Raw genomic sequence first — 12,543 nt, 5'->3', positions numbered from 1 at the left:
AGCATTTCCATTAATGAAAATGCTGCTTTTTGTTTCAATTCTAATTACATATTTTCGATAAATTCAACATAGCCTTGCGAACTGACATCCAATTTCTTCAAGTAATCCGTACTTCCTACCGTCTCAGATTCCGTGCCATAAATGGCATAGAAGGAACGATAATCAGCGTTGCAGTACAAAAAAGTCGTGTCAAAGGGAGATAAAATACGGTCAAGCCCGTAGCCGAGTTTACCTTCTTCACTAAAGTCTTTTTCACTTCCTCCGGCAGTTACAGCTAATGCGATTTTTCGATTTCTTAATTTATCACTCTTCGAACCATATGCCCATCCGTAAGTAAATACTTCGTCCAACCACTTTTTAAGCAGAGGTGGACTACTAAACCAGTAGACAGGGAATTGTAAGACGAGCTTATCATGCGCTTCAATCAGCTGTTGTTCCTTTTCCACGTTGATTTTTTCATCGGGATAGGCTTTGTACAGCTCGTGCACCGTATATTTGTCTGGATATTTACGGAGTTCTTCGATCCAGCGTTTATTAACGACGGATGTTTCGATGTTTGGGTGCGTGACGACAATAAGTGTTTTCATTGGTGTATCCTCCATGTTTGAATCAGATTTAGGACTTGAGTATACCTCCCACTATGCCATCGCGTAAGTATGCACTTTTAGTTCACGTACTTACCTAAAGGTAAGCACTGCAACCTGCCTGCACGTATGATTGATGTATAGTCTTCGGGGCGAATCTCGTCTTCGGTGTACACCCAAATATCACACAAGAGAGACTGGGTCATTCCGCCATTTTACTTGAGTAAAGGTTAGACGGATGTAACGTTATGTGTATGAACTCTATATCACTGATAAAAAAATTTGCCTGAACGCAAAGAAATACCCCACCATTACTGGCAGGGTACGGTACTTCCGCATAATTTCAACATAATCCATTTGGGATACTCGACTACCACTTAAGGTTGACAGGGTGCGTCTTTGATTATGTATGAAAAAAATCCACCAGCATGAGTACTGGCGGATTTAATAAGGTGCAGCTATATTGGGAGGTTTGAAACTTAAATAAACAAAGTCTTAGAGATGATTACCAACAAGATAAACAGAACCAGAATTGCGGCGGTAGAAGTAAAGCCACCATATCCTCCTGCGAATTCGCCCATTTTAACTCCTCCTTTGTAATTGAATACAATTTAAAATATACAAGCTTTTGTAATGATGACCAGTAGGATAAAGAGCACTAAGATTGCCCCTGTGGATGTAAAGGCTCCACCAACAAAACGTTCAGGTTCACGTTCACGTTCACGTTCACCAACGCCGCAACAACGTTCTCCACGTACTTCGCCCATTTGTCAATTCCTCCTTTTTAATTGGATACAAAACTAAGATATGCGGGATTTGTATCGGTGCTTGGGTAAAAAAGAAACGAAAATAGTAGGCCTGTTGCGGGATCCGACATTTCGTAAAAAACAAAAAAATACCCACCAGCCGAAGCCAGTGGGCGGTTTTTCCCGGTTTTATGATTTTTTAAATAAGGGCTATAGCCAGCAGAGTGAACAAACTCAAGGTTAAGATGTCATTTGTAGCAAAAGGATTACCAAAAAAAGCTGAAGTGTGCACAGATCCGTTATGTTCCGTTCTTAAGTAAACATTATTTCTGTCCACATTTGTAATTACGCCTACGTGCTGTCTACCATCTTTAGTCAGAATCCGCACTCTTCTATTCATGTAGCGCAAGCAGCTGCAATAAGCATCCATCAGGAAACTCCCCCTCGCTCGTATTACTTTATTTTATGATGAGAGGTTACGCCGGTAACGGCCAGCAGCGCCCAAAACTTCCGGCTCGACAAATTAACTTTCCAGTTCACTTTGTAAGGTTAACTGTCTTACTTGCTCTTACTTGCTCTTACTTGCTCTTTCTTGCCGTTTACGAGTACTACCACTTTATTGTCATTGTTGCCCTGATTCGCTGTTTCCTTCTTTTTCAGCCCTAGGTACTTTGCAATCCCGATCACATGGCTATCAATGATTGCTTGGATAACCACATCTTTTTTGAGTTTGGCAGCGTCGGTTGCCACATCCAAAAATAAATTCTCCGTGAGTACTGCAGGCATGTTGCTCTCACGCACCACGTGCAGGTTTTTTGCCTTTTGGCCCCGGTCGTTGGGGACTCCATTACAAGCGGAAAAGACACTCTTTCGGTAGAAGAATGGTAGAAGAAACAAAAAAGCGCGACTCCCCAAACTTCAAGAATCCGCGCCAAATATGGTTTTTTGGGATGCTGGTGAAGGGAATTGAACCCCCGGCCTACGCATTACGAGTGCGTTGCTCTACCCCTGAGCTACACCAGCTTAAGGCCGATTTTTCTGTCAAACAAAAAATATTATACAACTTTCAGCCAGAAACGCAAGCCTATTTCTCCCTATTTCCCTACTCTCCCGAACTGCTATTCCACCTGTAGTTTACGCTCCACAGACTCCAGCTTTCCACGGCTAGTGGAGGGTTTATCGCGGCGGTCGTCTATTTTAAGTGAGGTAGAGACACGCTCTGCACCTGCGGCAAAAGGAGACTCGTGCAGCGCTTCGACTGCAGCAAAAATACGCTGAAGAGGCCCTTCGATGATTGTACCCATGGATGTAAGCTCATAAGTAATCCCTTCTACCGTCTTCAGCACTCGCTGCATATCCGCAACATAGCTGCTAAGGCTCGTACTACCTGTTCCAATCGGAATAACGGTTACTTCAGCAATAGGCATGGGAATACCTCCTCGGAATTTTAAAGTATGTGTCTCCTTCTATTGTAACAACACCACCGCTCTCCCACAAATGATCTCAGCTTTATTATGCCCCTTCTTCTTTCCCCAAAATTCTCCGAAATATGACTTTCGCCACAAGTATTTTTTCTAACATGAATTCTAGGGTCATCTGCACTACATTTATGGACTCTTTGTGGCATCTTTTCGGACAATTTATGAATCATTTTTTATATGCCTGTGGATCAATTGTGGATTACTTATGGACAGCCTGTGGATCATTTGTGGAGTACTTTTGAAGAACCCGCTCCCCGCGCGGGTTTTCTAAAAAACTGTTTACAAACACAACATCTTGGGTTATTTTTATCTAACGACAACAAAATATAGTGGAGACAGGCGCTTTGATCCTTTATCGGAATTAGAGCTTAATAGGGAAGTACGGTGAAAATCCGCTGCGGTCCCGCCACTGTAACCGGATGCCCCTTACAAGCTTTTAGAAGCTTAAGATGGGCAGATCTCCTAGCAGAAGCCACTGAGGGGTAAGAGCCCCCTTGGGAAGGCGCTGAGAGGTCCTACGGAAGCCAGGAGACCTGCCTGTTTCGACGACACCAACTATGAGTGCCTGCGAGGAACAGGAACGGTGTCCGCATGCGGTCATCTTCTTAGAGGCCACTACAAATATCTGTGTGGATATTTACATAACGCATCGGGCATTTTCTGCCATCCTCGCTAGAGGATGCTTTTTTTATGAGATCACAATGAATATACGGCCGCTTATGCGGCCCCACTTCTTAATGATAGGACGATAGACTGAGAGGAGAGCTATACAATGACGTTGTTGGAGAGACAATTTAACGGTACAACAAATGCACGAGAAGTTCTTTTAGAAGAGCTCATTGATTTAGGACGCGATATTATCGACAGCCGGGATTTGGACCTGCTGCGCGAGAATGCCAATTTGAACGGAGAGAGTTTCTCCGGTAAAATGAGCAAGTTCGGCAGTGAATATTCAAAATGGTACGCCCGCAACTTTACGATGCCGCCGCAGCTAGTGCAAGCCATTGATGACAATGTCGTCTATGTGCATGATCTGGATCAATACGCAATCGGAACGACTAACTGCATTTTTATCCCGTTTGATAAGCTTCTCCGCGAAGGCTTCAACACCGGCAACGGCAGTGTTCGTCCTCCGAACTCCATAATGACAGCTATGTCACTGGTAGCAATTATTTTTCAATCCCAGCAAAATGCTCAATATGGCGGCGTATCCGCCAATAAGCTCGACTATGATCTGGCACCTTATGTAACCAAATCCTTCGCTAAGCTGTTCCGCAAGGGTCTGGATTATTTTGATGAGGGACAAGCTAATGATTCTTTGGGCGAGATTACAATGAGCCGGACCGATCTGGCGGAGTTATATCCAAAAGCATTTCGTTTTGCACTAAAGGAAACCGAAATCGAAACCCTGCAAGCGGCTGAAAGTATGGTACATAATCTCAACACCATGTCCAGCCGATCCGGTGGGCAAATTCCGTTTACCAGCATCAATTATGGTACTTGTACTTCACCAGAAGGTCAGCTTGTGATCAGCTCCCTGCTAACAGCAACGATGAACGGACTTGGCAGCGGAGAAACACCTGTGTTCCCGATTCAAATCTTCAAATGCAAGCAAGGAGTCAATCAACAGCAAGGCGATCCTAACTATGAATTGTTCTTAAAAGCGGCGGAATGTTCTGCACGCAGACTATATCCGAACTTCGCTAATCTGGACGCTCCGCTAAACTTGCAGTATTATGATCCAAGTGATCCTGATACGGAATTTGCTACAATGGGCTGCCGCACCCGAGTGCTCGGTGACCGTTTTGGGCGTAATCATTGCTCCGGGAAGGGCAACCTTTCCTTTAATACACTGAATCTGGTTCGGCTCGGTCTAGCACACGGCACAGTAACAGGCCGACGTACCGTCGCAGACGAAGCTGGCTTCTATGAGGATCTAAATCACTATATGGATATTGCGCTGGAAGGACTTCTTCATCGGTTCCACATCCAAAGCGCGCAAAAAGCTAAAGCATCCGATTTCATGATGCGAGAAGGCGTCTGGGAAGGCGGCGAAAATCTCGCTCCTGAAGACTCTGTAGGCGAACTGCTGAAGCATGGTAGTCTGTCGCTTGGCTTCATCGGTATGGCGGAATGCATGAAAGCCATGTACGGCAAACACCATGGCGAGGATATGGAAGTCCATGCCAAGGCTGTGGCTATCGTGCGTCACATGCGGGAGTATTGCGACCTTAAAAGTGAGGAACTTAATCTCAACATTACCTTGTTCGCAACACCAGCAGAGGGCCTGTCCGGCAAATTCACCAAGATTGATCGCAAGGTACTGGGTTCTATTCCGGGCGTAACTGACCGTGAGTATTATACGAACTCTTTCCACATCCCTGTATACTACGATCTAGGTGCTGCTCAGAAGATCAGCTTGGAAGCTCCTTTCCATGAATACTGCAATGCCGGGGCTATTTCTTATGTCGAATTAAATGGCAATGCCCGCAGCAATCCATCTGCTTTTATCAAAATCATTAAATATGCACTAGAACAACAGGTCAGCTACTTCAGCATTAACCATCCGATTGACCGCTGCTCCAGCTGCGGATACGAAGGCGTAATTGGGACAAACTGTCCTTCCTGCAACGCACATGAGAATGACGTGCACATCCGTCGTTTGCGCAGAGTTACAGGTTATTTAACTGGCGACTATCAGACCCGCTTCAATGCCGCCAAACAAGCCGAAGTACGGGATCGCGTTAAGCATCTATGAATATTTGCGGATACTATCCGGAGTCGATTAACGAGGGAGAGGGCATGCGGGCCGTCCTCTTCATCAGCGGCTGCCGTCATCGTTGCCCGGGATGCTTTAATCCCGAGACATGGAACTTTAAATATGGAGAAGTCTTCACCTTAGAACGTCAACATGAAATCATTGCAGAAATCGCCGCTAACCCTTTGCTGGATGGTCTAACACTGGCAGGCGGCGATCCTTTTTTCTCGGCAGAAGAGGTACTTGGGTTCATTCATGAGCTTCGCGCCGTGCTCCCTGGCTTCCCCATCTGGATTTACAGTGGTTATACGTATGAGGAACTAACCGCCCTTCCCGGTTCGCCGGAGTGGAATCTACTTACACAGTGTCAGGTATTAATTGATGGACGTTTTATAGAAGAATTGAAAGATACTACACTTCCTTACCGAGGAAGCTCTAACCAACGCATAATCGACATTCCGGCCAGTACGAACGGCTCGGAGGTCTTTCTGTGGCAGCCTACTGCGCTATAATATATCAATTTTTGATATTCAAAATTAATCCAAAATAAGAAGGGATGAAATAACCATGCCACAATTCGTAGTAAAACCAGATAATCGCCAACTGGCTTTTGATGAGAAGCGCCTTTCCGTATACGCCGACCGTATCTTAGAAGGTCTTGATCAACTAAATAAAGAAACATTGCTGCGGGGAGTAATTTCCAAACTGCGTCGTGACTCCGTAAGCGGAGAAGAAATTAGCAATGCCTTCACCATGAGTGCTCTAGAGCTTGTAACGAAAGAAGAGCCTACTTGGAAGTTTGCAGCTGCCCGTGCCCTTCTGACTACCCTTTATAAAAAAGCAGCCGTTCATCGCCGCTATAAAGCTTATCCAGAAGAGCCTTACGGTGAGCTGTACCCGCTAATTACGGATCTCGTAAAAAAAGGAATCTATCGTGAAGAGCTTCTAAGTCATTACACCAAAGAACAAATTATCGAACTAGGTGGGTGTATCGATTATACACGCGATCTTTTGTTTGACTATATCGGTCTGCTTACGCTATCCGACCGTTATTTGGCGCATGATTTTGACGGCCGTGTAATGGAGCTTCCGCAAGAACGTTACATGATTATCGCCATGTACCTCATGCACCGTGAGCCAGCTGAGAAACGTCTTGAGCTTGTAAAAGAAGCTTACTGGGCTATGAGCAACATCTACATGACAGCTGCTACCCCTACAATGTCCAATGCCGGCAAAAAGGTCGCTGGACAGCTATCCAGCTGCTTCATTGATACGGTAGACGATTCCCTAGAGGGTATCTTTGATTCCAATACAGACGTAGCGCGCCTTAGCAAAATGGGTGGCGGTATCGGCGTCTACCTTGGTAAAGTACGGGCACGTGGTTCGGATATCCGTGGCCATAAGAACACTAGCTCCGGCGTAATTCCTTGGATTCGCCAATTGAACAATACAGCAGTCAGTGTAGACCAGCTCGGAACACGTAAAGGTGCTGTCGCTGTCTACCTTGATGTATTCCATAAAGATATTCTCGCTTTCCTCGATCTTAAACTAAATAATGGTGACGAGCGTATGCGTGCACATGACGTATTCCACGGTGTAACCCTGCCGGACTTGTTCATGGAAGCCGTTGAATCACGCAGCCACTGGAACCTCTTCTGCCCACATGAAGTGAAGAAGGTTATGGGCTGGACGGATGAGAACGGTCGTCCGCTTGGTCTGGAAGACTTCTACGATGAAGAGCTTGGTAAGGGCACTTTCCGTGAAAAATATGCTGAAGCTACAGCCAATTTGGAATTGTCCCGTATTACCGTTCCTGCGATCGACATCATGAAACGGATTATGAAATCACAGCTTGAAACAGGTACTCCATATATGTTCTACCGTGATACGGTTAACCGGACGAACCCGAACCGTCACCAAGGTATGGTCTTCTCTTCCAACCTGTGCACAGAAATTATGCAGAATCAATCCGCTACCGTTATTGAACAGGAAGAATTAGTAACCAAAGATGGCAAGACCAGGATTGTTATCTCCAAAATCCCTGGCGATTTCGTAGTCTGCAACCTGAATTCGATTCACTTGGCACGTGCGATTCCAGCTGGTGTGCTGGAAAGACTTGTACCTATCCAAGTACGTATGCTGGACAACGTAATCGACATTAATAATATTGAAGTTCTGCAAGCACAATACACGAACAGCCAATACCGCGCAGTGGGTCTCGGCACATTCGGCTTGCATCACCTATTGGCACTCAAGGGCATTCGTTGGGAATCTGATGAAGCCGTAGAATATAACAACCATTTGTATGAACACATCAACTACCTGTTGGTACGTTCGAGCATGGAGCTTGCCCGTGAAAAAGGCCGTTATCCGAAGTTCGCCGGTTCCGATTGGGAGACAGGTGCATACTTCACTTCACGTGGCTACGTTAGCGGTGAACAAGAAGGTAAATATGTTACCACTGAACAATGGCGCGAGCTGCAAGAAGAAGTGGCTAAAGACGGTGTTCGTAACGCATGGATGTTCGCGATTGCACCGAACGGCTCCACATCGATTATTGCCGGCTCCACAGCCAGCATTGATCCTTTGTATGAACTGCTTTCCTATGAAGAGAAAACAACTTACAAGATCGCTAACCCAGCACCAGATCTGTCCGACAAGACGATTTGGTACTATAAAACTGCGTTTACAATTGACCAAAACTGGTCGATCCGCATGGCTTCTGCTCGTCAGCGTCACGTCGATCAAGGTCAAAGTTTCAACCTGTATGTTCGTCCTGACATCAAGGCTACCGAGTTCCTTGAGCTGCATCTGAACGCCTGGAAGGGCGGATTGAAATCAACTTATTATGTGCGTAGCCGTGCTTTGACAATAGAAGAGTGTGATTCTTGCGCTAGCTAAGAGTCTTACTGCTTTAAAAAATTCGGTGATTTAATCGTAACTGCGAGCAATGTTTGGGCTTCCGGTCGCTGTTATCCTCAGATTTCTTGATCTATACCGTCTTCGCGGTAGAAATCCGAGGATAAAGGCGAACGCTATCGCTCCTACAGCTCCAAACTTTCTCTCCGTTACTTCATCAACCTCATTTAATTAAAGATCAGACAAGACGAATTACCCGCGCAAAAAAATGGAGGGAAAATAAATGCAACTACAAAAGATTTTTAACACTGAAGCACCCAACCAATCCACACGCATCATCGACGGTGAGTGCTCAGGTATTCTGAACTGGAACGATATTCGCATGCCGCATATGTACAAGCTGTACAAGGTGCTGCTGCTTAATCACTGGATCGCGGATGAAATCCCAATGTCCAAAGATGCGCAACAATTCCCTATGCTCGATGCTGAGGAGCAACGCGTATTTAAGATCAACATCTCCCTGCTCGCCGTGTTAGACTCGATGCAGACGATGTTCGTAAGCGACGTGAAGCGTTATTTTACTGACTCTTCTCTAGAAGCTATCTCTGCCATTATCGGACAACAAGAAGTGGTGCATAACCAATCCTATTCCTATGTTCTTTCCTCTATCGTGTCGGAAAGTGAGCAGAAAGAAATTTTTGAATATTGGAAAAAAGACCCTGTCCTGCTGGAACGCAATCAGTTTATCTCTGATATTTATCAAAAGTTCCGTGATAACCCTACGAGACAAACCTTTTTCCATGCACTGGTAGCGGATCTCATCTTGGAAGGAATTTTCTTCTACAGCACCTTCGCCTTCTTTTACAATCTGGCCCGTGACCAAAAGATGATGGCGACCAGCCAAATGATCTCTTATATCCAACGTGACGAGAACCAGCACTGCTATTTCTTCGCAGAAGTATTTAAGCAGCTGCTTGTAGATTTCCCTGAGTTGAACACTAAAGAGAACATGGATTACGTGTATCGTACGATCGACCGCGCGGTAGAGCTTGAAACCAACTGGGCTTACTACACCCTTACTAATGTCCGCGGTATTGATCTTAACGAGCTTAGTGACTACATCAAATATACAGCGAACAAGCGCTTAACCTTGATGGGTATGGAAAAAGCCTACCAAGGCGTTGATGTTAACTGCATGCCTTGGATCAAACCTTTCTCCGATGATGCGCTTAATGCCACCAAAACCGACTTCTTCGAAGCTAAGTCCCGTAACTACGGTAAGGTTGGCGACGATAACGGATTCGACGATTTGTAAGACCGGATTATAACGAACCCTATATAAAAAAGAGGCCATTCTCTACTTTCACAGTGAGATGGCCTTTTTACTATAGCAAAAAGCGTCTCTTCACCCCTTGGATCAGGTATGAATGAGACGCTTATATAGTTGGTATGAATCCATACGAAACAGAATGCTAGCTACTTAGTCTTAAGCCTTGCGTTCCACACGATGTGTAGTTTCTTCTGCAAGCTCAGCTAACGCATCATTCAGACGCAGCTTCAACTCCTCAGCAAGCTCTACCACTCCGTGATCATTACGAACCACCTGAGAATCCACGGCATACACTCCACCAAGAATGTAACGTGCACCGAGTACAGACAATACAGGCTTCAAAGCATAATCAATCGTAAGTAGATGTGCAAGACTGCCGCCCATGAAGAGCGGGAGTACGATTTTGCCTGCCAATCCCTTTTGTGGAACTAGATCCAAGAAGGTCTTCAACACGCCTGTATAAGAGGCTTTATAAACCGGGCTAACCACGATTACCGCATCCGCTTCGGCTACAAGGCCGTTCGCTTTGACGATAGAATCACTCTCAAACTTGGTATGAATCAAATCTTCCGCTGGCAGCTCTGCTACGTTAATACGCTCAACCTCAAAGCCCTGATCCGTTAAGCTTGCCTCCGCATACTCTATAACTGCATTGATGCGCGATACCAAGGAAGGCGTTCCGTTAATCACAACAATTTTAGCCACTTCTCCACCTCTTTCATCCTATTAAGCAGCTCACACTGCAAATATTTATCCCGACAGGAATACTTTAAATTAATATTAATCCTATCGCAGATTAGATCTTATTGTCAAACCATAAACGCTTGCGTTCATCCCACTCTTACGATATACTAAGCAACAATATTAAATCCAACAATCAGGCCAATGACCGGCATCCAACCGTGAGGCGTCTGCGACCGGAGCCTATAATGACTCCCTAAGTTCACCGGGTTTCGCCCGTTACTGCGAAGACCAAAGAGGGTCGAATTCTTTCCTGCTGTTAAGGAGATTCGATCAACCTGGGTGGCACCGCGAGCTGACGCTCCTCGTCCCATGGATGAGGGCGTTTTTTGCGTTTTTTCAAGCATAAATACCTTCGGCGTCCTTATAAGGACGGTAAGTGTTTGTGCGAGAAATAGAAGGATAAAGTGAAGTGTGAAACTTACACTCTCTTATCTTTTAAACAAAAAGGAGCGAGCGATATGCTGGAAATGAACTGGATCAAGGATAATCAGGAACTTGTAAGAAACACTGCCACATGGAAAAGAATTGACTTCCCACTGGATGAATTGCTGGAATGGGATGAAAAGCGCCGAAGCCTGCGACAAGAAACAGAACAAATGAGAGCCGAACGTAATGGGCTAACTAAAGAGGTTGAACGATTATTACGGCAGGGTGACCGCCCTGCTGGAGAGATCGTCAAGGCACAGGTACGAGAACTCAATCATCGGCTGAACCTGCTGGAAGCTGATCTGAACGAGGCTGAACGCCGCTGTAGAGAGCTCATGCTGCTCGCACCGAATCCGGTGTCGCAGGATACACCCATCGGCAACGATGATAACGATAATGTAGAACTGCGGTTGAACGGAGCGGTGCCGGAATTCGGCTTTGCGCATCGTGATCATGTGGAGCTAGGTGAACTCCACGATATTATTGATATTCCCCGTGGCGTCAAAGCAGGCGGTCCTCGCAGCTATGTGCTCAAAGGAGTCGGCCTGATGTTACATCTCGCTGTACAAAGACTTGCCCTAGATGTGCTCACTGCACGCGGATTCACCGTGATGGATGTTCCTGTGATTGTCCGCCCTGAAGCGTTGGAGCGAACCGGATTCTTCCCGGGTGGGATGGATCAGACGTACGAGCTCAGCGGAGATAATCGCTGGCTGGTAGGCACATCTGAAGTGTCGCTAGTTTCACTCTACAGCGACGAGATTGTAGAGCTCGACACACCCATGCGATTAGCCGGAATGTCGACTTGCTTCCGCCGTGAAGTTGGATCAGCGGGGCGAGATGTGCGCGGGCTGTACCGCGTACATCAGTTCTCGAAGATTGAGCAAGTCATCTTATGCCGAAATGACGAAGGTGTCTCGGACCATATGCTTCACGAGATCCTCGCGAATGCCGAGCACATTCTTCAGCTCTTAGAGCTCCCCTATCGAGTCATGGCTGTCTGTACAGGGGATATGTCCTTGAAGACGCATAAGCAGTATGACATCGAGACATGGATGCCTAGCAGAGGCGCATACGGTGAGACCCATTCGGCTTCTAATCTACTCAATTTCCAAGCTCGCCGTTCGGGCATCCGCTATCGGGATGCGGACGGTCGCTTACAATACTGCCATACCTTAAATAACACCGCAGTGGCTACGCCAAGAATTCTGATCCCGCTGCTGGAGAATCACCAGCAAGAAGATGGTTCTATCTACATCCCTCAGGCGCTGCGCAAATATATGGACGGATTAGAGCGGCTAGAACTTCCACAACAGTAGTCTGTTTTATCCAAGTAAATTTAAAATATAATGCCTACTCACTTCTCAACAAGAAGCTGAATAGGCATTTTTTTGTTCTAAGACCTCCCGAATAGCCGAGCCCAATAACTCCTACTCTATTGTTATTCAAATGTAAAATTTAACAGAAGTATAGAATACATTTGTTGTAAGCCTTTGATAATTCAACTATAAAAATTAATTTATATATGGGACTATTCATCATCCAATAAACACTAGATTTTAAGGATTATTGTATTTATGCACTATTTTCAGCCCCTATTCTTATGCGAAAACAA

At 45.7% G+C, this 12,543-nt stretch carries 13 protein-coding genes, 1 tRNA gene and 1 riboswitch; of the genes, 5 read left to right on the top strand and 9 right to left on the bottom strand.

Annotated elements, in window-relative coordinates; all coding sequences use genetic code 11:
- Positions 1–44: 44 nt before the first annotated feature.
- The 7 genes from MKY19_RS02410 to MKY19_RS02380 all read right to left on the bottom strand — a co-directional run bounded on the left by MKY19_RS02410 (position 45) and on the right by MKY19_RS02380 (position 2,757).
- Complete coding sequence (locus MKY19_RS02410) at positions 45–587, bottom strand: NAD(P)H-dependent oxidoreductase (RefSeq protein ID WP_339800021.1); 543 nt, start codon at positions 585–587, stop codon at positions 45–47.
- A 476-nt stretch (positions 588–1,063) separates the two neighbouring features.
- Positions 1,064–1,165 carry a sporulation protein YjcZ gene (locus MKY19_RS02405; protein WP_197071258.1) on the bottom strand — a complete coding sequence of 34 codons (102 nt, stop codon included), beginning with the start codon at positions 1,163–1,165 and terminating at the stop codon, positions 1,064–1,066.
- Between the two features lie 30 nt (positions 1,166–1,195).
- Entirely contained in the window at positions 1,196–1,351 is a 156-nt protein-coding gene (locus tag MKY19_RS02400) for a hypothetical protein (RefSeq protein ID WP_197071257.1), read from the bottom strand.
- Between the two features lie 178 nt (positions 1,352–1,529).
- Positions 1,530–1,760: a hypothetical protein gene (locus MKY19_RS02395; RefSeq protein WP_042184478.1), complete on the bottom strand. Its 231-nt coding sequence runs from the start codon at positions 1,758–1,760 to the stop codon at positions 1,530–1,532.
- A 128-nt stretch (positions 1,761–1,888) separates the two neighbouring features.
- Positions 1,889–2,227, bottom strand: coding sequence for an N-acetylmuramoyl-L-alanine amidase (locus MKY19_RS02390; RefSeq protein ID WP_339800016.1), 339 nt, complete (start codon positions 2,225–2,227; stop codon positions 1,889–1,891).
- A gap of 54 nt (positions 2,228–2,281) precedes the next feature.
- Positions 2,282–2,353: transfer RNA gene (locus MKY19_RS02385), tRNA-Thr, on the bottom strand.
- Positions 2,354–2,448: 95 nt separating this feature from the next.
- Positions 2,449–2,757: an MTH1187 family thiamine-binding protein gene (locus tag MKY19_RS02380; RefSeq protein ID WP_076285946.1), complete on the bottom strand. Its 309-nt coding sequence runs from the start codon at positions 2,755–2,757 to the stop codon at positions 2,449–2,451.
- 374 nt (positions 2,758–3,131) lie between these two features.
- Positions 3,132–3,367: riboswitch (cobalamin riboswitch) on the top strand.
- A 216-nt stretch (positions 3,368–3,583) separates the two neighbouring features.
- Between MKY19_RS02380 and MKY19_RS02375 the strand changes: the two genes are divergently transcribed.
- The 4 genes from MKY19_RS02375 (at position 3,584) to MKY19_RS02360 (ending at position 9,743) form a co-directional block, all read left to right on the top strand.
- Positions 3,584–5,569, top strand: a complete 1,986-nt coding sequence (locus MKY19_RS02375) for an anaerobic ribonucleoside triphosphate reductase (RefSeq protein WP_076285947.1) — start codon at positions 3,584–3,586, stop codon at positions 5,567–5,569.
- Complete coding sequence (gene nrdG, locus MKY19_RS02370) at positions 5,566–6,081, top strand: anaerobic ribonucleoside-triphosphate reductase activating protein (RefSeq protein ID WP_076285948.1); 516 nt, start codon at positions 5,566–5,568, stop codon at positions 6,079–6,081. The genes MKY19_RS02375 and nrdG overlap by 4 nt, the downstream gene beginning before the upstream one ends.
- Positions 6,082–6,136: 55 nt before the next feature.
- Positions 6,137–8,470, top strand: coding sequence for a ribonucleoside-diphosphate reductase subunit alpha (locus tag MKY19_RS02365; protein ID WP_042184468.1), 2,334 nt, complete (start codon positions 6,137–6,139; stop codon positions 8,468–8,470).
- A 241-nt stretch (positions 8,471–8,711) separates the two neighbouring features.
- Entirely contained in the window at positions 8,712–9,743 is a 1,032-nt protein-coding gene (locus MKY19_RS02360) for a ribonucleotide-diphosphate reductase subunit beta (protein WP_339800010.1), read from the top strand.
- A gap of 171 nt (positions 9,744–9,914) precedes the next feature.
- Here MKY19_RS02360 and ssuE read toward each other — a convergent pair whose 3' ends face one another.
- Positions 9,915–10,463 (bottom strand): NADPH-dependent FMN reductase, encoded by a 549-nt coding sequence (ssuE, locus tag MKY19_RS02355; RefSeq protein ID WP_042184465.1) that lies wholly within the window; start codon positions 10,461–10,463, stop codon positions 9,915–9,917.
- 146 nt (positions 10,464–10,609) lie between these two features.
- Positions 10,610–10,813 (bottom strand): hypothetical protein, encoded by a 204-nt coding sequence (locus MKY19_RS02350; RefSeq protein WP_339268453.1) that lies wholly within the window; start codon positions 10,811–10,813, stop codon positions 10,610–10,612.
- A gap of 147 nt (positions 10,814–10,960) precedes the next feature.
- Here MKY19_RS02350 and serS point away from each other — a divergent pair, with 147 nt between their 5' ends.
- A complete protein-coding gene (gene serS / locus MKY19_RS02345) occupies positions 10,961–12,247 on the top strand; it encodes a serine--tRNA ligase (protein ID WP_339800006.1) in 1,287 nt (428 codons plus the stop codon).
- Positions 12,248–12,543 lie beyond the last annotated feature (296 nt).

This window comes from Paenibacillus sp. FSL R5-0744 (assembly GCF_037972555.1).
Lineage (GTDB): Bacteria > Bacillota > Bacilli > Paenibacillales > Paenibacillaceae > Paenibacillus_AQ.
This window is presented reverse-complemented; position numbering and strand designations above follow the sequence as displayed.

Excerpts from the sequence above, each read along its gene's own strand:
- MKY19_RS02410 (WP_339800021.1), bottom strand. The coding sequence starts at position 587 with ATGAAAACACTTATTGTCGTCACGCACCCAAACATCGAAACATCCGTC.
- MKY19_RS02405 (WP_197071258.1), bottom strand. The coding sequence starts at position 1,165 with ATGGGCGAATTCGCAGGAGGATATGGTGGCTTTACTTCTACCGCCGCA.
- MKY19_RS02400 (WP_197071257.1), bottom strand. The coding sequence starts at position 1,351 with ATGGGCGAAGTACGTGGAGAACGTTGTTGCGGCGTTGGTGAACGTGAA.
- MKY19_RS02395 (WP_042184478.1), bottom strand. The coding sequence starts at position 1,760 with ATGGATGCTTATTGCAGCTGCTTGCGCTACATGAATAGAAGAGTGCGG.
- MKY19_RS02380 (WP_076285946.1), bottom strand. The coding sequence starts at position 2,757 with ATGCCTATTGCTGAAGTAACCGTTATTCCGATTGGAACAGGTAGTACG.
- MKY19_RS02375 (WP_076285947.1), top strand. The coding sequence starts at position 3,584 with ATGACGTTGTTGGAGAGACAATTTAACGGTACAACAAATGCACGAGAA.
- nrdG (WP_076285948.1), top strand. The coding sequence starts at position 5,566 with ATGAATATTTGCGGATACTATCCGGAGTCGATTAACGAGGGAGAGGGC.
- MKY19_RS02365 (WP_042184468.1), top strand. The coding sequence starts at position 6,137 with ATGCCACAATTCGTAGTAAAACCAGATAATCGCCAACTGGCTTTTGAT.
- MKY19_RS02360 (WP_339800010.1), top strand. The coding sequence starts at position 8,712 with ATGCAACTACAAAAGATTTTTAACACTGAAGCACCCAACCAATCCACA.
- MKY19_RS02350 (WP_339268453.1), bottom strand. The coding sequence starts at position 10,813 with ATGGGACGAGGAGCGTCAGCTCGCGGTGCCACCCAGGTTGATCGAATC.
- serS (WP_339800006.1), top strand. The coding sequence starts at position 10,961 with ATGCTGGAAATGAACTGGATCAAGGATAATCAGGAACTTGTAAGAAAC.